Raw genomic sequence first — 20,231 nt, forward strand, 5'->3', positions numbered from 1 at the left:
GTGATTGAGCAGCAACCGCCGGCTGGCGGCGTTTCTTTGGGCGGCAGTGCGCCGGCAGGTTCCGCGGCCGCCCCCGCCTCCGGCCCCGCCTATCAGCCGCAGCTGCCCGGCGCCTCCGCCGCGCCGCCGGAGCGGACACTGATCGAGGTCCTGCAGGACACCGCGGCCCGGTTCCCGGACGCCTCCGCGCTCGACGACGGCCACCGTTCGCTCAGCTACGCCCAGCTGATGGACGAGGTCCGCGCCGCCGCCCGGAAGCTGCACCTGGCCGGGCTGGGAGCCGGGGACAAAATCGGCGTCCGGATCCCCTCGGGAACCAACGAACTGTACATCGCGATCCTGGCCGTGCTGCTGGTCGGGGCCGCCTACGTGCCGGTCGACGCGGATGACCCGGATGAGCGGGCCAAGCTGGTGTTCAGCGAGGCCCGGGTTTCCGGGATCCTCCGCGCGGGCGGCACCATCGTCACGGATTCCGGCAGGCCCCGGCCCTTCCCGGCCGCCAGGCCGCCGGTCCCCGGTGACGACGCTTGGGTCATCTTCACCTCCGGCTCCACCGGCACGCCCAAGGGCGTCGCGGTACGGCACAGCTCGGCCGCAGCCTTCGTCGACGCCGAGGCGCGGATCTTCCTCCAGGCCGAGCCCGTCGGTCCGCAGGACCGCGTGCTGGCCGGACTCTCGGTCGCCTTCGACGCGTCCTGCGAGGAAATGTGGCTGGCCTGGCGGCACGGGGCGTGCCTGGTCCCGGCGCCCCGTGCCCTGGTCCGGACCGGCATGGACCTGGGGCCCTGGCTCATCAACCACGGCATCACGGTGGTCTCCACGGTGCCCACCCTCGCAGCGCTGTGGCCCGTCGAGTCGCTGGAAAGCGTCCGGCTGCTCATCTTCGGCGGCGAGGCCTGCCCGCCCGAACTGGCCGAACGCCTCGCCGTCGACGGACGCGAAGTCTGGAACACCTACGGCCCCACCGAGGCCACCGTCGTGGCCTGCGCGGCGCCGCTGGGCGGCCCGGGACCGGTCCGGATCGGACTGCCGCTGGACGGCTGGGACCTCGCCGTCGTGGACTCCGACGGCGTGCCGGTCGCCGAGGGCGGAATCGGGGAACTCATCATCGGCGGGGTCGGGCTCGCCCGCTACCTCGATCCGGCCAAGGACGCGGAAAAGTACGCTCCGCTGCCGGCGCTGGGCTGGCAGCGCGCCTACCGCTCCGGGGACCTGGTCCGCTACGAGCGGGCCGGCCTGCTCTTTGTCGGCCGCGCCGACGAACAGGTCAAACTGGGTGGGCGCCGGATCGAACTCGGCGAAATCGACGCCGCCCTCCAGTCGCTGCCCGACGTCGCCGGGGCGGCGGCAGCGGTGCGGACGACGGCGGCCGGGAACCAGGTGCTGGTTGGCTACCTCGCGCCGGCCGACGGCAGGACGCTGGACCTGGCGGCGGCGCGGGCCTTGCTCGCTTCGAGCCTGCCCGCGCCGCTGATTCCGCTGCTGACCGTGGTGGACGCCCTGCCGACGAAGACCAGCGGCAAGGTGGACCGGCACGCACTGCCGTGGCCGCTGGCCGGGGCGGGCGCCGCCGATGCCGCGGCGGCGCCGTTGAACCTGCCCGATGATGCCCGCTGGATCGTGGAACAGTGGAGTGCGGTGCTCGGCGGCACCGTGGCGGACCTCGACGCCGACTTCTTTGCCTTCGGCGGCGGCTCGCTGGCCGCGGCCCAGCTCGTCTCCGCCCTGCGGGTCCGCTACCCCACGATCACGGTGGCGGACATCTATGCCACGCCCCGGATCGGGGCCTTGATCGATACGGCGCGCCAGTCGCTGCCGGACGGCGCGGCCCCCGCGGCCGGCGAGCGTTCCGTGCGCCCCACCTCCCGCCGGGCCCAGTGGGTGCAGACGCTGCTGGGCGTCCCGCTGCACATCCTCGTCGGGATGCGCTGGCTGACCTACCTGATGGCGGCGAACAACGTGCTCGCCTCCCTCGCCGGTTTCAGCGCGGCACCAACGCTGTCCTGGTGGTGGGTGGGGGCGTCCTGGCTGGTGTTCGTCAGCCCGGCCGGCCGGATGGCGATCTCCGTGGCCGCTGCGCGGTTCCTGCTGCGCAACGTGGGGCCGGGAAGCTACCCGCGCTCCGGACGGGTGCATCTGCGGCTGTGGCTGGCCGAGCAGATCCAGGATCTTGCCGGTGCCGTCAGCCTCGCCAGCGCCCCCTGGGTGCCGTACTACGCCAGGGCCCTGGGCGCCAGGATCGGCCACAACGTCCAACTCCACTCGCTGCCGCCGGTGACCGGATTGCTCTCGCTCGGCAACGGCTGCAACATCGAACCTGAGGTGGATCTTTCCGGCTGGTGGATCGACGGCGACGCCGTCCACATCGGTGCCATCCACATCGGCGCCGGAGCCGTCGTCGGCGCCCGCAGCACACTCATGCCCGGGGCCAGCATCGGCGCCGGCGCGCAGGTGGAACCGGGCTCCGCTGTGCTCGGACGGGTCAAAGCCGGCCATCTGGTGGCCGGTTCCCCGGCCGAACGGCGGGGCAAGGCCAAACACGGCTGGCCGGACACCCCGCCGGAGCACCACCTGATTGGCCGGTTGTGGTTTGCCGGTTTCGCCTCCGCCTCGGCCGTCCTGGCCCTGATCCCCTACCTGTCCGCCGCGGCAGCGGCCCTGGTGATCTTCCTCCTCATCCAGGGACACGGCTCACTGCTCGACGCCCTGCCGCAGCTGGCCGCCGCGCTTCCGCTGGCAGCGCTCGCGTGGTTCGGCACCAACCTGCTGCTCATCCTCGGCACCACCCGTTTGCTCGGCCTGGGGCTGCGCGCCGGCTACTACCGGGTGCGCAGCCGGATCGGCTGGCAGGTCTGGGCCACCGAGCGGGTCCTCGACCTGGCCCGCGACCTGCTTTTCCCGGTCTACGCCAGCCTCTTCACCCCCGTCTGGCTGCGCCTGCTCGGCGCCCGGATCGGCCGGAACGTGGAGGCGTCCACGGTGCTGCTGATCCCGAAAATGACGACCGTGGGCGAGGGCGCCTTCCTGGCCGACGACACCATGATCGCCTCCTACGAACTCGGCGGCGGCTGGATGCGGATCGCGCCGGCCAAGGTGGGCAAGCGCTCCTTCCTGGGCAACTCCGGCATGACCGCCGCGGGCCGGAGTGTGCCCAAGAACTCCCTGGTGGCCGTGCTGTCCGCGACCCCCGCCAAGGCGAAGGCGGGTACCTCCTGGCTGGGCAGCCCGCCAGTGCGGCTGCGCCGGACCGCCATCGCCTCCGATGACAGCCGGACCTTCCAGCCGCCGCTGCGGCTCAAGCTGGCCCGGGCGCTGTGGGAGCTTTGCCGCTTTATACCGGTGGTGCTGACCGTGGCCGTAGCCGCCGGCGTGCTGGTGGCGCTCGACTGGCTGGCAGGCAGCTTCAGCTACGCGGTGGCGGCCCTGGCGTGCGGCGTCGTGGTCCTCCTGGCCGGGGCGGTCGCCGCCGGCAGCGCCGTCGTCGCGAAGTGGTTGCTGGTGGGACGCATCCGCCCGGGTGAGCACCCGCTCTGGAGCTCCTTCATCTGGCGGAACGAGGTGGTGGACACCTTCATCGAAATGGTCAGCGCCCCCTGGTTCGCGCGCGCGGCGTCCGGCACCCCGGCCCTCGTCTGGTGGCTGCGCGCCCTGGGGGCCAGGATCGGGGCCGGAACCTGGTGCGAAAGCTACTGGCTGCCGGAGGCGGACCTCGTCACCCTGGGCCGCAGCGCCACGGTCAACCGCGGCTGCGTGGTCCAGACCCATCTGTTCCACGACCGGGTGATGAGCATCGACACTGTTACGCTCGAGGACGGGGCCACGATGGGCCCGCACGGGGTCATCCTGCCGCGGGCCCGGATCGGCAACGGGGGCACGGTGGGACCGGCATCACTCGTGATGAGGGGCGAAACCGTTCCCGCCGCGACGTATTGGATGGGAAATCCGGTCAGCCCGTGGGGCGGCCCGGATGTTCCCGCGCCCAAGCCGAAGTAGTCCCGCACCGTCCGTGTACCGTCCGGAAGGCGCCCCACGCCGACCGCAACCACCGAAGGCCGTCCCATGACTCCCACCGCATCAGCCGCCGGGAAATTTCCCGCTGAGCTGCCTGCCGAAGCGCCCGCGGCTGCCCCGGATCCCTACATGCCCGGCCACGGCACCGACGTCTACCGCGTCACCCGCTACGAGCTGGAGCTCGACTACCGGATCAACAGCAACCACTTGAGCGGACGGGCCACGCTGCACGCGGTCGCCCGGCGGCAGAGTTCCGCCATTGTCCTGGACCTGACCGGGCTGCGGGCCACCAAGGTGCTGATGCCCGGGAAGAAAGTGCGCAAATTCAACCAGCGCGCGGAGCGGCTGGTGGTTGTCCCGGACACGGCTCTGCTGCCCGGCGACGAGTTCACCCTGGACATCCGCTACGAAGGCAATCCGGCTCCCCGCCGCGGGCTCTGGGGCGAGGTGGGCTGGGAGGAGCTGAGCGACGGCGTCCTGGTCGCCGGGCAGCCCAACGGTGCGGCATCGTGGTTCCCCTGCAACGACCATCCGCGGGACAAGGCCAGCTACCGCATTGCGGTCACCACGGACGCCAACTACCGGGCTGTCTGCAACGGTGTACTGGTCTCGCACCAGGCCCGCTCCAGCCGCGAAACCTGGGTCTACGAGCAGGCCGAGCCGATGGCCAGCTACCTCGCCACGGTCCAGATCGGCCGGTACGAGCTGCTGCAGCTCAATCCGGACCGGGCGCCCGGCGACGTCGCCCAGACCGCCGCGGTGCCGGCCGAGCTGGCAGCCGAGGCCCGGGCCGGGCTCGCCCGCCAGCCGGAGATGATGCGTGCCTTCACCAGCTGCTTCGGGGCCTACCCGTTCGACGATTACACCGTGGTGGTGACGGAGGACGCCCTGGAGATCCCGCTGGAGGCCCAGTCCCTGTCCATTTTCGGCCGCAACCACCTGGCGCCCGACTGGGAATCGCAGCGGCTGATCGCGCACGAACTGTCCCACCAGTGGTTCGGGAATTCGCTGACGGCAGCGTCGTGGAAGGACATCTGGCTGCACGAGGGCTTCGCCTGCTACGCGGAGTGGATCTGGTCCGAGGAGGCCGGCATCATGAGTGTGGCCGACCGCGCCCGGGCTGCCTGGCGGATGCTCAACCGCGCGGGCCAGGACCTGCTGGTCGGTGACCCGGGACCGGAATTGATGTTCGATGACCGGGTCTACAAACGCGGCGCCCTGGCCCTGCACGCCGTCCGCGTGCACTGCGGCGATCTCGCGTTCTTCGCGCTCCTGCATGACTGGACCGGCAGCCACCGGCACGGCTCCGTCACCACGGAGGACTTCATCCTGGCAGCGGCCCGGGTGACCGGGACCGACGCCGACGCCGTGCTGCACCCCTGGCTCTACGAAGAGGCGCTGCCGCCGCTGCCAGCCGGCTGACCGCCTGTGAAGTTGGCCCGGAAACCCCGCTGGCCCCCTCCGGGAGCCCGGCCAGGGCGACGGCGGCAGCGAACTGCGCGGGCAGTCCGGATTCGTCCGGTGCCAGATCCCGGACGCCGGGCCGGTGCAGCACGTCCACGCTGGCCGGCGCGGTGCGCAGTCCGGTACCGCACAGCTTGAGCCAGGCCTCCTTGCGGGCCCAGAGCCGGGCCCGTCCTGTCAGCAGCGCGCCGCCGGAGAGCCCGCGCAGACTGTCTCGCTCCGCCGGGCCCAGCGCAATGTCGTCAAAGCCGTCAAAATCGGCACCCGCCGGGTCCTGGACGTCGACGCCGAGGCTGAGTCCCGGTTCGGGATCACGCACGGCTGCCAGCAGCACCCAGCCCGCGCTGCGGGACAGGCTGAGCAGCAGCGGCACCGGCACACCGTCCAGCGTGTAGCCGGGCCGGCCGTGCGGGCCGCCCGGACCGCACTGCGGGCAGTCGTAGGCGGCGGTGAGCTCCGACGCCGGCACGCCCAGCAGTTCCGCCGCGAAGCGCCGCTGGGCCAGCCGGCCGGCCAGGAAGTCCTCCCGGGGTCCGGGTTGCAGGCTCTGGGCGCGCCCGAGTTCGACGTCGTCCAGCAGCTCACGGGCGGCGCCCAAGGTCGCGGCGGCGCCAGGGGTCCCGTCGGGTGCACCGGGGAGGCGAAAGGGCGGGACCGACCGCACTATTAGCTGCGATGCCATGGTCCCGCCCTCCTGTATTTCCTTCCAGGGCCTTCCTCGACGCTAGCGCTGCACGGCGCCGAAACGCTCGCGGGCGGCGGCGACCGCGCTGTCGCGGGCGGCCGAGGCCTCATCCGCGGTCAGCGTCCGGTCATCGGCGCGGAAGCGCAGGTTGAACGCGAGCGACTTCTTGCCGTCCTCGATGCCCTTGCCGGCGTAGACGTCGAACAGGGACACCTCCTCGAGGAGCTCCCCCGCACCGTCGCGCAGCGCACCCAGCACCGCGTCCGCCGGAACATCGGCCGCCACCACGAGGGCAACGTCCTGGGTTGCCACGGGGTAGCTGGAGATGTGCCGGGCAACGATCACGTCGGCGGCGGCGTCGAAGAGGGCATCGGCGTTCAGTTCCAGCGCCACCGAACGGGCGGGCATGTCATGCGCCGCGAGCAGCTTCGGGTGCAGTTCGCCCGCGTAGCCCACGACCGCGCCGGTGCGCAGCGCCAGCTGTGCGGCCCGGCCCGGATGGAACGCCTGGTGCTGGCCCTGGCTGACCACGAGCTCGACGCCGAGGACGTCGCCGGCGAGCCGGGCGATGTCCAGCGCGTCGGCCCAGTCCCAGGGGCGCGGCGCGTGCGCCGGTGCGGCCGGGGAATCATGGCCGGTCAGCACGGCGGCGAGGTGCAGCGGCTGGTCCGGGACGCCGTCGTACAGGCCGTCCAGCACCTCATCGGAGGGCTTAGCGCCCAGCGGCGGAATCGAGGCGGTGCCCAGCGTGCCGCCGGGCAGGAACACCAGCCCGGACTCGAAGAGCGCGAGGTCGCGGAAACCGCGGGAGTGATTGCGCTTGGCGACCTCGATCAGCCCCGGCAGGATGGAGGTCCGCAGGTAGCCCTGCTCCTCGCTGATCGGGTTGGCCAGCTTGAGCGCCGTCCGTTCCGCCCCGGCCGTGGGGACCCCGAAGGTGTCGTTGGCGGCCTTGGAGACGAACGGGTACGCCATCACCTCGGTCAGGCCGGCGTCGGCCAGCGCCTGGACGAGCCGGCGGCGCTGCTGCTGGACGCGGGTCAGCCCGCGGCCGGGGGGCGCCACCGGCAGGGTCGCGGGGATCTTGTCGTAGCCGACCAGCCGCGCGATTTCCTCGGTGAGGTCTTCCTTGGTTTCCAGGTCGTTGCGCCAGCTCGGGGCCGTGACACTGTAGCCGGTGCCGGTCTTTTCGACGGCTGCGCCAAGGTCCTGGAGCGAGGTCAGGATCTGTTCCTCGGTGAAGTCGATGCCGATCCGCTCGGCGGCGAAGGCGGCGGGCAGCTGCACGGTTACCGGCGCCGGCGCGGTGCCGACGTCGGTGCCCTCGGCGGCGGGGGTGCCGCCGGCGAGTTCCACGAGGAGGTCGACGGCGCGCTGGGCGGCCACGTGGGCGACGTGCCAGTCGACGCCGCGTTCGAAGCGCTTGGACGCCTCGGAGGGCAACTTGTGGCGGCGGCGCGAACGGGCAATCGAGACTTCCTCGAAGTGCGCGGCCTCGATCAGGATGGTCGACGTCGCGTCGCTGACCTCGGTGGCGGCGCCGCCCATCACGCCGGCGACGCCGATCGGGCCGGAGCCGTCGGTGATCAGGAGGTCCTCGGCGTCGAGGGTACGCTCCTTGCCGTCCAGGGTCTTGAGCTTTTCACCGGCGACGGCGCGGCGGACCACGATCCCGCCGGTGAGCTTGTCCTGGTCGTAGAAGTGCAGCGGCTGGCCGAGTTCCAGCATGACGTAGTTGGAGATGTCCACCGGCAGCGAGATGGAGCGGATGCCGGCGAGCCGGAGCCGGGCGGACATCCACGGCGGGGTGGGGCGGGTGGCGTCCACGCCGTGTACGGTGCGGGCCACGAAGCGGTCGCAGCCCGGCTTGCCATAGATCGGCGCGTCGTCGTTGAGCTTGACCGGGTAGCCGCCGGCCAGCGCGTCGGGGGCCTGGACCTTGGACGCCGGGTCGGTGAACTCGGTGCCGGTGGCGTGCGCGTATTCGCGGGCCACGCCGCGGATCGAGAAGCAGTAGCTGCGGTCCGGGGTGACGTTGATTTCCGCGGCCTGGTCGTAAAGGCCCAGCAGTTCCATGGCATCGGTGCCGATTTCCGGGTCGAGGCCGATCCGGGACAGCACCAGGATCCCGTCGTGGTCCTCGCCGATGCCAAGTTCGCGGACGGAGGCGATCATGCCGGCGGACAGGTGCCCGTAAGTCTTGCGGGCGGAGATCCGGAAGTCGCCGGGCAGCACGGCGCCGGGAAGCGTGACCACCACCTTGTCGCCTTCCACGAAGTTGTGCGCGCCGCAGATGATGCCCTGCACACCGGAGGGGTCGATGCCGTCGCCGGTGAGGGTCTGTTGCTGGCCTTCGGGGACCACCCGGACCTGGCACCAGTTGATGGTCTTGCCGTTGGACTGCGGTTCCTTGACCAGGCTCAGGACCTGGCCCACCACGATCGGGCCCTGGAGCGCGTCGGTGGGGCGATGGACCGCTTCCTCTTCGAGGCCGACCTTGACCAGTTCGGCCATCACGTCTTCGGCCGTTGCTCCGGCCGGTACCGCTGCGAATTCACGCAGCCAGGAAAGTGGGATACGCACTGTTAGATCTCCATCCCGAAGTGCTCGCTGAAACGTACATCGCCTTCGATCATGTCGCGCATGTCGCCGACCTCATTGCGGAACATGAGGGTGCGTTCGATGCCCATGCCGAAGGCAAAACCTGAATAGACGTCCGGATCGATGCCGGCGGCGCGGAGCACGTTGGGGTTGACCATGCCGCAGCCGCCCCACTCGATCCAGCTCGGGCCGCCCTTGGCTCCCGGGTGCCAGATGTCCAGCTCCGCGGAAGGCTCGGTGAACGGGAAGTAGTTGGGGCGCAGCCGGATCTGGGCCTCTTCGCCGAACATCTGGCGGGCGAAGTGCTCCAGGGTGCCGCGCAGGTCGGCCATGGACAGGCCCTTGTCGATGGCGAGGCCCTCGAACTGGTGGAAGACGGGGGTGTGCGTGGCGTCCAGCTCGTCGGTGCGGAACACCTTGCCCGGGCACAGCACGTAGATCGGCACCTCGCGTTCCAGCATGGAGCGGACCTGCACCGGCGAGGTGTGGGTGCGCATCAGCAGGTGGGCCTCGGGCGGCTCCACGAAGAAGGTGTCCTGCATTTCACGGGCCGGGTGGTCCGGTTTGAAGTTCAGCGCATCGAAGTTGAACCACTCCGACTCGACCTCGGGGCCCTCGGCGATTTCCCAGCCCATGCCGACGAAGATGTCGGCGACGCGGTCCTGCAGCGTGGACAGCGGGTGGCGGGCACCGGCACGACGTCGGCGCGGGGCGGCCGTGACGTCGACGGTCTCCTCGACCAGGATGCGCGCGTCGTTCTCCGCTTCGAGCTCGGCGGTGCGGTCCGCGAGCGCCTTGTTGACCCGGCCGCGGGAGGCGCCCATGAGCTTTCCGGCGGCGGCCTTCTGGTCCTTGGGCAGCGCGCCGATTTCACGGTTGGCCAGGCTGAGCGCGGATTTTTCCCCGGTGTGGGCCAGCCGCACGGCCTTGAGTTCATCGAGCGTCGACGCGGCGGCAATGGCGGCGACGGCCTGGTCTACGGCGGCGGTGATGGCGGCTTCATCCAGAGGGTTCGGGACGGCGGCGCCCGGCAAAGTTTCAGTCATCTACTGTTCTTAGCTACGAGTCGGGTGATGCCAACGCACGCAGGGCCTTCAACGGGTGCAGGGACCGGTGCGTTGGCAAAGGGCAGGGCTCGCCAAAATGGCTCCGGCGGGCACTCCCGTCCAGTCTAGTTGAACCCGTCCGGCCGCCCGAACGTGACGGGCGGGGCCGGTGCCGGGCGGCACGGCTCACCGCTAGCATGGCCTCATGACGTCCGGACAGCGGCTGCGGCAGCTCGCCAATGTGCTGAATGCATCAACCCCGATGGGGTTGCTGTTGGCTGTCTGTGCCCGGGCTGGGATCCGACGCGGCCCCCGGGGCCTGATCCTCGCCACCGGCTACCGCTGGCGCCTGCCGTGGGCCGCGGCATTCACCGTAGGCAACGTGGTGCTGTTCCGAGCCGGTCCGGCGGAGGCCCTGGGCAACCCGGTATTGCTGGGGCACGAGGAGCGGCACAGCACGCAGTACGCCTGGTGCCTGGGTGTGCCGTTCCTGCCGCTGTACGTCCTGGCAGCCGGCTGGTCCCAGTGGCGCACGGGCAACCCCGGATCGGCCAATCCCTTTGAACGCCACGCCGGGCTCCAGGCCGGCGGCTACCCGCCGGCCCGCGCCAAGACCGTTACCCGGCCCCTTCCCGGGAACTCCCCATCCAAAACGGCAGGCACGGCCCCCAACCGGAACGAGGCATGACATGACGGAACATCCCAGGTCGATCGCGGTCAGCGGATCCGGAACCGCCGAAGCGGCGCCGGACCTGCTGACCCTCAGCATCGGCGTCGAATGCCGGCGCGCCGGCGTGGAGGCGGCGTACGGGGATGCTGCCCGCGCCTCGTCCGCGGTCACGGAGGTGCTGCGCGGGCACGGCGTGGCGAACGCGGACATCACCACCTCAGGGCTGAACATCCGGGCGGAGGTCAGCTGGCAGGAGGGCCGCGGGCAACTTGTCTCCGGTTATCTGGCGTCCAGCACGCTGCGGGTCCGGCTCCGTGACCTGGCCGCCTCCTCCGGCCTGATCGCCGTCGCGGTCGCGGCCGGCGGGGACGATGTGCGCCTCAACGGCCTGGAGCTGGGCTTCGCGGACCCCGGCGCGGTCGAGGCCGCCGCCCGGGAGGCGGCATGGAACGACGCCCGCGGCACGGCCGAGCACTTCGCCTCACTGGCCGGCGCCCGGCTGGGCAAAGCCCTCTCGGTCACCCGGCGGCCGGGATCCGCCGCGCCCATCCCGCTGGCCGGCATGCAACGCGCCGTGGCGTCCGAGCCGCTGACCGTCGAAGCCGGCAGTTCCAGCGTCAGCGCGGACGTGGACGTGGTCTGGGAACTGCTCGACTGACCCTGCCTGCGCGGGGCCTCGCGACCATGGTCCGGGCGTACGTCGTGGCAGTCGCTAGTGCGTGGCGCCGGCGGCGAGCTTGAGGTCCGCCGTCGTCGCCTGCGCGGTCCGGACGACGACGGCGAGCGCTTCCGTCATCTGTTCCAGCGGCAGCGAGGCGAGCCCGCTTCCCGCCGGGATCTGGTCCAGCCCGTACGGGACGTGGACAAAGCCGCCCCGCACCCCGGGGCTGTCCCGCAAGGCGTGCATCAGGCCGTAGAAGACGTGGTTGCACACGTAGGTCCCGGCCGTCTGGGACACTTCGGCGGGGATCCCGGCGGCTCCCAGAGCCGCGAGTGCTGCCTTCACCGGCAAAGTGCTGAAGTAGGCGGCCGGAGCGCCGGGAACCACGGGCTCATCAACGGGGGTGTTGCCGGCGTTGTCCGGGATCCGGGCGTCATCGCAGTTGATGGCAATCCGCTCCAGCGAGACAGCACTTCTGCCGCCGGCCTGGCCCGCACAGACCACCAGCTCGGGCCGGTGCTCTGCCAGCGCCGCACGCAGGACCCGGATGGCGTCGCCAAAGACGCAGGGCAGCTCAACGGCGGCCACTTCGTGCCCCTCGGCCGTCAGCACGGCGGCGGCCCCGCGCGCCGCGGTCCAGGACGGATTGGTGCTTTCGCCGCCAAACGGTTCGAAGCCGGTCAGGAGAATCATGGGCCCAGCCTAGCAACGCCGCTTTTCTACTCCGGCACCGTGTCGCTGACCTGCGGTCCTTGACTTAAGGTCGAACATATATTCGAATGTAGCCATGAGGTGGGACGCGCAAGCACTGAGGCCAAACGCCGAAACTCTCCCTGCCGGTTCGCCCGCCACCGGGCCCGCTTCTCCGGCCCTGCTGCCGCTGGCGGGCCTGGTGCGGTCCGTCTCCACCCCGGAGTTTGCCGGCGTCACCTTCCACGAGGTCACCGCCAAATCGGTGCTCAACAAGGTGGTTGCCGGGTCCCGGATGCCGTTCGACTGGACCGTCAATCCCTACCGCGGCTGCAGCCACGCGTGCGTGTACTGTTTTGCCCGCAAAAGCCACACCTACCTGGACTTCGACGCCGGACTGGACTTTGACAGCCAGGTGGTGGTCAAGATCAACGCCGCCGAGGTGCTGCGCAAGGAGCTGGCCAAAGCCTCCTGGCAGCGCCAGCACGTCGCCCTGGGCACCAACACGGACCCGTACCAGCGCGCGGAGGGCCGGTACCAGTTGATGCCCGGCATCATCGGAGCCCTGGCCGACTCCGGCACTCCCCTGTCCATCCTGACCAAGGGCACGCTGCTGGCGCGGGACATCCCGCTGCTCAAGCACGCCGCCGCCCAGGTCCCGGTAGGCGTGGGGATCTCCCTGGCCATGACGGACGAGCGGCTCTCCGAGGCTGTCGAGCCGGGTACTCCCGGTCCGCGGGCCCGGCTCAAACTGGTATCCCGGCTGCGCGAGGCGGGGCTTCCCTGCGGTGTGATGGCGATGCCCATCCTGCCCTGGCTCTCCGACTCCGACGAAGCCCTGGATTCCCTGTTCGGCTCGCTCGCGGCGGCCGGCGCCACCGGTGTCACCGCCGGAGCGCTCTACCTCAAGCCGGGCACCCGTGAATGGTTCATGCAATGGATCGCCAAGGAGCATCCCCAGCTTGCCGGCAAGTACCGCCGGCTGTACGGCAGCGGCTCCTACGCCTCCAAGGAATACCGGGCCTGGCTGGCCGGGCGGATCCGGTACTTCAAGTCCCGGCACGGTTTCCTCGGCTCCTCGGGCTTCAGCCACCGTGACCTCAACGACGACCCGCGGGAAGAGGAAGCCCAGTACCCGGCGGGCAGCATCCCCGGGCCGACTGCCCAGCACGCTGCCGGTACCGCTGCCGGTTCAGCTGCCGCCCAGCCCACGTTGTTCTGACGGACAAGTACTGTCAGCCACAGTTCTGACGGAAACGGTTCTGAACCTCGTTGTTCCCCGGACCTAGAGGACCTTGACGGCGCCGAGGACCTTGGAGAGCGAATCCTTGGCGTCGCCAAAGAGCAGAGTGGTTTTGGGATCGTGCAGGAGTTCGTTCTCGATGCCGGCGAAACCCGGCCGCATCGAGCGTTTCAGGAAGACCACCTGCTGGGCCTGGACCACCTCAAGGATCGGCATCCCGTAGATCGGCGACCCCGGGGACGACTTTGCCGCCGGGTTGACGACGTCGTTCGCCCCCACCACCAAGGCGATGTCCGTGTTGGCGAATTCCGGGTTGACCTCTTCGAGTTCGCGCAGCGATTCATACGGCACGTTCGCCTCCGCCAGCAGCACATTCATGTGGCCGGGCATCCGGCCGGCGACCGGGTGGATGGCGAACACGACCTCGACTCCCCTGGCGGTGAGGGCGGTGGCGAGCTCGGCCACGGTGTGCTGGCCCTGGGCGACGGCGAGGCCGTAGCCGGGCACGATCACCACGCGCTGGGCGTAGCCGAGCTGGACGGCGACGTCCTCGGCCGAGGATGAGCGCACCGGCCGGTCGCTGAGCGTGGTCGAACCGGCGGTGGACCCGCCCCGGAAGGCGCCGAACATGATGCCGGCCACGCCGCGGCCCATCGCGGAGGCCATCACCTTGGTCAGGATGGTGCCGCTGGCCCCCACCAGCGTCCCCGCGACGAGCAGCAGCACGTTGCCCAGCACGATCCCGGACGCCGCCACGGCGAGGCCTGTGAACGCGTTCAGCAGCGAAATCACGATCGGCACGTCCGCGCCGCCGACCGGGAGCACCAGCAGCAGCCCGGCGGCCAGGCCCAACACCAGCAGCGCCCCGGCCCAGGCCGGCGACCCCGTCAGCACCACGAGCCCGCCGGCGGTGAGCGCGCCAGCCAGGACCAGCACCATCACCACCGGCATGCCCGGGAACAGCAACGGGCGGGTGCTGATCAGCTCCTGCAGTTTCCCCACCGTGACGGCCGACCCGGCAAAAGACACCGCGCCAACCAGCATAGTGAACACGACGGCCAGCCGGACCCAGGGCTCCGCGCTGTGGCCGAGTTCCAGCACCGCGACCAAGGCGGCCGCGCCGCCGCCGACGCCGTTGAACAGGGCGACCAGTTGCGGCATCTGGGTCATCTGCACCCGCCGGGCCACCGGAACTGCGAGGGCCGTACCGACGGCGATCGCGGCGAGGATCAGCGGTATGTTCTCCAGCCGGGCGGAGAGGAACACGGTCAGCACCGCCACCGCGGCTCCGGCGGCGCCGATGGCGTTGCCGCGCCGGGCGGTCCGGGGCGAGCTGAGCCCTTTGAGCGCGAGGATGAAGCAGACGGCCGCCACGAGGTAGAACAGCGCGGTCCAGGCCGGGGCGAGGATACTCATCGTTCCTCCTCCCCCGCCCGGTCAGGGGTCCGCGCCGCGGTGCCCGGAGGGGCGGCCTTGCGCGGGCCGAACATCTCCAGCATCCGGTCTGTGACGACGAACCCGCCGACCAGGTTGACCGTCGCGAGGACCACCGCGAGCAGGGCAACGGCGAGCAGCCAGGGGTCGCCGGCCTGTCCCGCCACAATCACCGCTCCGACCAGGATGATGCCGTGGATGGCGTTGGCGCCGGACATCAGCGGGGTGTGCAGTTTGCTGGTGACCTTGGAGACGACTTCGAAGCCGACGAAGACGGCGAGCACCACCACCGTGAGTAACGTGACAGCATCCATCAGTTGTGGGCCTCCATAGCTGCCGCAGTGCCGGCGTGCCGGACGGCGCCGTCGTGGGTCAGGCACGCTCCGGCGACGACGTCGTCGTCAAAGTCCGGAGCCACCGTGCCGTCCGTGGTCATCAGGGCCAGCAGATTGGCGACGTTCTTCGCGTACAGGCGGGACGCGTCGGAGGCGAGGGCCGAGGCCGCATCCTGCATCCCGACCAGCGTCACGGCGCCGCCCGGGACCGGAACCAGGACGTCCCGGCCGGCAATGACGCCCTCGACATTGCCGCCGGATTCGGCGGCGAGGTCCACCACGACGGACCCGGCCCGCATCCCGGCCACCATCCCGGCGGTGACCAGCAGCGGGGCGGCGCGGCCCGGGATCGCCGCGGTCGTGATGAGCACATCCGCTGCTGCGACGTGCGGCGCCAGCAGGGCACGCTGCCGGGCTGCGCGGTCCTCGCCGAGCTCGCGGGCGTAGCCGCCGCTGCCCTCAGCGGACGTGTCCGCAGCCCGGGCGTCCAGTTCCAGGTTGATAAAGGTGCCGCCCATCGAGGCGACCTCGTCGGCGGAGGCGGCGCGGATGTCGTTGGCCGAGACCCGGGCACCGAGCCGTTTCGCGGTACCGATGGCCTGCAGTCCCGCGACCCCGGCGCCCAGAACCAGCACCCGGGCCGGCGGGATGGTCCCGGCAGCGGTCATGTACAGCGGAAAGAACCTCGGGTAGCGCAGGGCCGCCTCCAGCACGGCGCGGTAGCCGGCGACCAGGGACTGCGAGCTCAGCGCATCCATGGACTGTGCACGGGAGATCCGGGGCACGAGTTCCAGCGCGAAGGACGTCACGCCCGCGGCGGCGAGGGCCCCGACGGCGGCCAGTTCCGAGGCCGGCGAAGCGAAGCCGATGGTGATGGTGCCCGGCCGCAGCGCGGCCACCGTCTCCGGCGTGAGCGGGCGGACGTGCAGCAGGACATCCAGGGCGTCCAGCGGCAGTTCCGGGGTAAGGCCGGCGCCGGCTGCCGCATAGTCGGCGTCCGGGTAGCCGGATTCGACGCCGGCACCGGATTGGACCAGCAGCGACAGGCCAAGACCCGTCAGCTGCCGCACTGTCTCGGGGGTGGCCGCGACCCGGCGCTCCCCCGCACGCTCTTCCCGCCTGACCCCGACCTGCACGCCCAGCTCCTCCCGGTTGGCCCCAGCGTAGCCACACCGGGCTCAGTTTGGCGAGGGTTCCGCCGCGACAGCCGCCAGGAGCGCTTCAACGATCGGCAGGTCCGCCGGGATCCACGGCAGCCCCAGGACGTCCGCCGGGTCCGCCAGTGCCACCCAGCGCAGTTCATCATGGTCTTCCAGCGGCTGCGGCGTGCCGGCGGCCAGCTCGGCGAACCAGACCCGCATCGCTGCGCGGTCGTTGAGCGGCCAGCCGGACGCTGCCTCCGCCGGCAGTTCAGGCCCCAGCCGGACCTCCACCCCGAGTTCCTCCAGCAGTTCACGGTGCAGGGCGCGTTCCGGGGTCTCGCCGGGATCCACCTTGCCGCCGGGGAACTCCCACATGCCGGCAAACTGCGGCGGCGCCGTCCGCCTCGCCACCAGGAGGGACCGGGGGGCGGCCAGGGAATCTACTACTGCGCCGCCGACGACGTTGATGAGTTCAGTCACGTCCACCAGTCTAGAGGCGCCCGGTGCCGCGCTGCCGGGGGACAATGATGAAGATGACAACCACCAAAGACGCCCCCGCGACGCCGAAAACCGGCTCCCGCCACCTTGCCCTCGCCATCGTGTCCCTGGCCATGGGCGGGTTCGGCATCGGCACCACGGAATTCACCATGATGGGCCTGCTCAAGGAGGTGGAGCAGGGCCTGGGCGTCAGCACCCCGGAGGCCGGGCACCTGATCTCCGCCTACGCCTTGGGGGTGGTGGTGGGCGCGCCGGCGCTGGCCGCCGTCGGGGCCAAACTGCCGCGCAAGTACCTCGCGCTCGGACTCATGCTGTTCTTCAGCCTCGCCAACCTCAGCTCCTTCATCGCCCCCGACTACGGCACCATGCTGGTCTCCCGCTTTGCCGCGGGGCTGCCGCACGGCGCCTTCTTCGGCGTTGCCGCCGTCATTGCCTCCTCCCTGGTCGCGCCCACCAAACGCGGCTGGGCGATCTCGATGGTGATGGCCGGGCTGACGGTCGCCAACGTCATCGGGGTGCCGTTCGGGACCTGGCTGGGCCAGGCCTTCGGCTGGCGGCTGCTCTTCCTGCTGGTCGGCCTGATCGGGATAGCCACCATGGTGATGCTCTGGAAGTTCGTGCCGCTCCAGAAACCCCATGCGGACGCCAGCATCCGCCGTGAACTCGGCGCGCTGAAGCGGCTGCAGGTCTGGCTGGCCGTCCTGATCGGCGTGGTCGGTTTCGGCGGGTTCTTCGCCACGTACACGTACATCGCGCACACTATGACCTCGGTGGCCGGCATCGCCTCGGAGTGGCTGCCGCTCGTCGTCGCCCTGTACGGCGTGGGCATGGTGGTCGGCAACATTGTCGGCGGACGGATCGCGGACAGGTCCGTGATGGGCACCATTTACTGGGTGCTGCCCGGGGTTGCCGTGGCGCTGGTGGTCTACGCGGTGGCCGTGCACTGGCCGTGGTCGGCCTACGTGATGGTCTTCGTGGTGGGCGCGGCCGGGTCCATGCTGGTCCCGGCGCTGCAGACCCGGCTCCTCGACGCCTCCCCCGACGCGCCGTCGCTCGCGTCCTCGCTGAACCATGCGGCCCTCAATGTGGCGAACGCCCTTGGCGCGTTCCTCGGCGGCCTTGTCATCGCCTGGGGCTGGGGCTACGTGGCACCTGCCCTGGTGGGGGCGGTGCTGGCCCTCCTGGGCCTTGGCGTTGCAGCCCTGAGCGGTGCGGTGGAACGCCGGAGGCCGCTGGTCCGGTAGCCGCGCGATGCGGTACCGGTCCGGCGGCCTCCGGCGGATCGTCTTCTTTAGCGGGCGCTGACGCGCTGCACGTCCGGTTCGAGGTAGATGACGCGCGCGGTCGGTACCGCCTCCCGGATGCGGACCTCGGCGGAGTCAATGGCCGCCGCGATGTCCCGGCCCGAATCGGCCGCGCCGATGCTGATCTTGGCTGCCACCAGCAGTTCCTCCGGACCAAGGTGCATGGTCTTGATGTGGATGATGCTGGTGCCGTCGGCCTCGATGGCGGCGCGGATTTTCGCGGCGTCGGCCTTGGTGGCGGACTCGCCCAACAGCAGGGACTTGGTTTCCACGGCCAGGATGGCAGCGATTGCCACCAGCAGCAGGCCGATCATGGCGGTTCCGAGGGCATCCCAGATGCCGTTGCCGGTGACCAGCGTCAAGCTGACGCCAACGAGTGCGAAGAGCAGGCCCAGCAGGGCGCCGAAGTCCTCCAGCAGGATGACGGGCAGCTCGGGCTGCTTGGCGTTGCGGATGAAGTGGACCCAGCTCTGCTTGCCGCGCAGCGGGTTGGACTCGCGGATGGCGGTCCGGAAGGAGAAGGACTCGGCGATGATGGCGCCGGCCAGCACTGCCAGCGGAACCCACCAGAAGTCCCCTTCAATGCCGTGCGGGTGCTGGATTTTTCCCCAGGCCTCGTAGAGGGCGAACAGGCCGCCGACGGAGAAGAGCACGATCGAGACGATGAAGGCGTAGATGTAGCGTTCCCGGCCGTAGCCGAAGGGGTGTTCCGGGCTCGCCTCCTTCTTGGCCCGCTTGCCGCCGACCAGCAGGAGCAGCTGGTTCCCTGAATCCGCGAGCGAGTGGATGGCCTCCGCGAGCATCGACGAGGAGAGCGTCAGGATGAACGCGACGAACTTGAGGACTGCGATCGTCAGGTTGGCGGCCAACGCCGCGACGATCGCCTTGGTACCGCCGTTTGCAGCCAAGAGAGCTTCTCCTTTGGAGGTTTATCTTCGGTGGACGCGGAAACCGCCGGGGGCCCGAGTCCGCAAGGAACACCGTACCTGCTGGGGGCCCGCTCCCGCACCGCGGCAGGGCCGCAGGAGGTACGTAACGATTGAGTGTGATGTTGCTGACACGGGCAGACGCCTGTGTTAGCTTGAAGCCATAATCGGGATTCCTAAGGTGAATGCCGACGAATATGTAGGAGGAGACATGGGCTTTCTAGGCTGGATCATTCTCGGACTCATTGTAGGTGCAATCGTTAAGGCAATCATGCCTGGCAGGGTCGGCGGCGGCTGGGTCACCAGCCTCGTGCTCGGCGTCGTCGGAGCCATTGTCGGCGGCTGGATCGGCGACCTGCTGTTCGGCGGCGGCAAGATGGAATTCTGGAACCTTGGTTCCTGGATTTTGGCCATTGTCGGCGGCCTCGTTGTGGCCGGCATTTACGGCGCCATCACCGGACGCAACCGGACCACTTAATTCTCTCAAGTCAGCGCCCCGGCAGCCTTGCCGCAGCGCTGAAAGAACAACGGCGGGGGCTCACCGAATGGTGGGCCCCCGCCGTCGTTGGTTGTCCGGGAGGTGCTGCAGCCTAGGCGCCGCGCTGCTGCGACCGTGCGCTGGCGTACAGGCAGACCGTCGCCGCGGTGCCGAGGTTGAGGCTCTCGGCCGCGCCGTAGACCGGGACGGCGACCCGGTGGTCGGCCAGGGCCAGTTCGTCCTCGGACAGCCCCTGGGCCTCGTTGCCGAACAGCCAGGCCGTAGGGCTCTCCAGCGCATAGTCCGATTCGCCGGCGGACGCCCCCAGCCGGCGGGCCGCATTCTCGTCCTGCAGCCGGTCCAGGTTCAGCTGGCCCTGGCCGTCCGCAGCCAGGATTCCAATGCCGCGTTCCTTGCAGCGGGCCACCAGGTCCCCGACGTCGGCGCCGAGCACCACCGGCAGGTGGAAGAGCGACCCGGCCGTGGACCGTACGGCTTTGGGGTTGTAAATATCGACACTCGACGCGGTCAGGACGACGGCGTCCGCGCCGGCCGCGTCTGCTGCCCGGAGCACGGTTCCGGCGTTCCCGGGGTCGCGGACCTGGCACAGGACCGCGATCAGCTGCGGACCCGCGTCCAGGACGTGGTCGAGGCCGACGTCCAGGAAGCCGCAGACCGCCAGGATGCCCTGCGGGGTGACGGTGTCCGCCATCGCGGCCAGTACTTCGTCAGTAGCGAGGTAGGCGGCGGTGCCTTCGGCGAGGGCCTCCAGGTCCGGGTGCCGGTCGAGGCAGGCCTCGCTGGCGTAGACCTCGTAGACGATGCCGGGCTCCCCCGCTGCAATCCTCTTCCGGTGCAGGATTAAGGCTTCCCGGACGGCCTGCGGGCCCTCGGCCAGGAACTCGCTGCGCTTTAAACGGGCCGGGCGCCCGGCAAGCTGTGCCACCTTCCTTACTCGATCTGCTCGAGGGTTGGAAAGTGGAAAGTCTTGCGGGCGCCCGGTTTCGTTCATATAAGAACCTTAGTTGCTCTTGCGAGCAGTT

Annotated in this window: 17 protein-coding genes; 7 read left to right on the forward strand and 10 right to left on the reverse strand. The window is 70.4% G+C overall.

The window, feature by feature from the left end:
- The first annotated feature begins 36 nt into the window (after nucleotides 1-36).
- Together ABIN76_RS10965 and ABIN76_RS10970 are read left to right on the forward strand one after the other, a co-directional pair.
- Nucleotides 37-3,993 (forward strand): Pls/PosA family non-ribosomal peptide synthetase, encoded by a 3,957-nt coding sequence (locus ABIN76_RS10965; RefSeq protein ID WP_346959813.1) that lies wholly within the window; start codon nucleotides 37-39, stop codon nucleotides 3,991-3,993.
- 66 nt (nucleotides 3,994-4,059) lie between these two features.
- Nucleotides 4,060-5,433 (forward strand): M1 family metallopeptidase, encoded by a 1,374-nt coding sequence (locus ABIN76_RS10970; RefSeq protein ID WP_346959747.1) that lies wholly within the window; start codon nucleotides 4,060-4,062, stop codon nucleotides 5,431-5,433.
- Here the strand turns inward: ABIN76_RS10970 and ABIN76_RS10975 are convergent.
- The 3 genes from ABIN76_RS10975 to pheS are packed head-to-tail and all read right to left on the reverse strand — an operon-like array spanning nucleotide 5,336 to nucleotide 9,807.
- A complete protein-coding gene (locus ABIN76_RS10975) occupies nucleotides 5,336-6,157 on the reverse strand; it encodes a 4'-phosphopantetheinyl transferase superfamily protein (protein WP_346959748.1) in 822 nt (273 codons plus the stop codon). The genes ABIN76_RS10970 and ABIN76_RS10975 overlap by 98 nt on opposite strands.
- Nucleotides 6,158-6,199: 42 nt before the next feature.
- Nucleotides 6,200-8,743 (reverse strand): phenylalanine--tRNA ligase subunit beta, encoded by a 2,544-nt coding sequence (pheT, locus tag ABIN76_RS10980; protein WP_346959749.1) that lies wholly within the window; start codon nucleotides 8,741-8,743, stop codon nucleotides 6,200-6,202.
- A 2-nt stretch (nucleotides 8,744-8,745) separates the two neighbouring features.
- Nucleotides 8,746-9,807: a phenylalanine--tRNA ligase subunit alpha gene (pheS, locus tag ABIN76_RS10985; protein WP_346959750.1), complete on the reverse strand. Its 1,062-nt coding sequence runs from the start codon at nucleotides 9,805-9,807 to the stop codon at nucleotides 8,746-8,748.
- 205 nt (nucleotides 9,808-10,012) lie between these two features.
- Between pheS and ABIN76_RS10990 the strand changes: the two genes are divergently transcribed.
- Nucleotides 10,013-10,495 (forward strand): hypothetical protein, encoded by a 483-nt coding sequence (locus ABIN76_RS10990; protein WP_346959751.1) that lies wholly within the window; start codon nucleotides 10,013-10,015, stop codon nucleotides 10,493-10,495.
- 1 nt (nucleotide 10,496) lies between these two features.
- Entirely contained in the window at nucleotides 10,497-11,135 is a 639-nt protein-coding gene (locus ABIN76_RS10995; RefSeq protein ID WP_346959752.1) for an SIMPL domain-containing protein, read from the forward strand.
- A 54-nt stretch (nucleotides 11,136-11,189) separates the two neighbouring features.
- On the opposite strand, the gene pcp is transcribed toward ABIN76_RS10995, so the two are convergent.
- Nucleotides 11,190-11,831: a pyroglutamyl-peptidase I gene (gene pcp, locus ABIN76_RS11000; protein WP_346959753.1), complete on the reverse strand. Its 642-nt coding sequence runs from the start codon at nucleotides 11,829-11,831 to the stop codon at nucleotides 11,190-11,192.
- Nucleotides 11,832-11,925: 94 nt separating this feature from the next.
- Between pcp and ABIN76_RS11005 the strand changes: the two genes are divergently transcribed.
- A complete protein-coding gene (locus ABIN76_RS11005; protein ID WP_346959754.1) occupies nucleotides 11,926-13,050 on the forward strand; it encodes an Rv2578c family radical SAM protein in 1,125 nt (374 codons plus the stop codon).
- A gap of 63 nt (nucleotides 13,051-13,113) precedes the next feature.
- Here the strand turns inward: ABIN76_RS11005 and ABIN76_RS11010 are convergent, their stop codons facing one another.
- From ABIN76_RS11010 to ABIN76_RS11025, 4 genes are read right to left on the reverse strand one after another with little or no spacing between them, the layout of a single operon-like run.
- On the reverse strand, nucleotides 13,114-14,487 hold the full coding sequence (locus ABIN76_RS11010) for an NAD(P)(+) transhydrogenase (Re/Si-specific) subunit beta (protein WP_346959755.1): 1,374 nt from the start codon (nucleotides 14,485-14,487) through the stop codon (nucleotides 13,114-13,116).
- A complete protein-coding gene (locus ABIN76_RS11015; protein WP_346959756.1) occupies nucleotides 14,484-14,819 on the reverse strand; it encodes an NAD(P) transhydrogenase subunit alpha in 336 nt (111 codons plus the stop codon). The genes ABIN76_RS11010 and ABIN76_RS11015 overlap by 4 nt, the downstream gene beginning before the upstream one ends.
- Entirely contained in the window at nucleotides 14,819-15,976 is a 1,158-nt protein-coding gene (locus ABIN76_RS11020) for an NAD(P) transhydrogenase subunit alpha (RefSeq protein ID WP_346959757.1), read from the reverse strand. The genes ABIN76_RS11015 and ABIN76_RS11020 overlap by 1 nt, the downstream gene beginning before the upstream one ends.
- Before the next feature lie 42 nt (nucleotides 15,977-16,018).
- Entirely contained in the window at nucleotides 16,019-16,462 is a 444-nt protein-coding gene (locus ABIN76_RS11025) for a (deoxy)nucleoside triphosphate pyrophosphohydrolase (protein ID WP_346959758.1), read from the reverse strand.
- Between the two features lie 53 nt (nucleotides 16,463-16,515).
- Here ABIN76_RS11025 and ABIN76_RS11030 point away from each other — a divergent pair, with 53 nt between their 5' ends.
- Nucleotides 16,516-17,724: an MFS transporter gene (locus ABIN76_RS11030; RefSeq protein WP_346959759.1), complete on the forward strand. Its 1,209-nt coding sequence runs from the start codon at nucleotides 16,516-16,518 to the stop codon at nucleotides 17,722-17,724.
- 47 nt (nucleotides 17,725-17,771) lie between these two features.
- Here ABIN76_RS11030 and ABIN76_RS11035 read toward each other — a convergent pair whose 3' ends face one another.
- Nucleotides 17,772-18,692, reverse strand: a complete 921-nt coding sequence (locus ABIN76_RS11035; RefSeq protein ID WP_346959760.1) for a cation diffusion facilitator family transporter — start codon at nucleotides 18,690-18,692, stop codon at nucleotides 17,772-17,774.
- 229 nt (nucleotides 18,693-18,921) lie between these two features.
- On the opposite strand from ABIN76_RS11035, the gene ABIN76_RS11040 reads away from it, so the two are divergent.
- Nucleotides 18,922-19,188 carry a GlsB/YeaQ/YmgE family stress response membrane protein gene (locus ABIN76_RS11040; protein WP_056740672.1) on the forward strand — a complete coding sequence of 89 codons (267 nt, stop codon included), beginning with the start codon at nucleotides 18,922-18,924 and terminating at the stop codon, nucleotides 19,186-19,188.
- A 112-nt stretch (nucleotides 19,189-19,300) separates the two neighbouring features.
- Here ABIN76_RS11040 and ABIN76_RS11045 read toward each other — a convergent pair whose 3' ends face one another.
- Nucleotides 19,301-20,200 carry an RNA methyltransferase gene (locus ABIN76_RS11045; RefSeq protein ID WP_346959761.1) on the reverse strand — a complete coding sequence of 300 codons (900 nt, stop codon included), beginning with the start codon at nucleotides 20,198-20,200 and terminating at the stop codon, nucleotides 19,301-19,303.
- Nucleotides 20,201-20,231: the final 31 nt, after the last annotated feature.

The organism is uncultured Arthrobacter sp. (assembly GCF_964021775.1).
GTDB lineage: Bacteria > Actinomycetota > Actinomycetes > Actinomycetales > Micrococcaceae > Arthrobacter.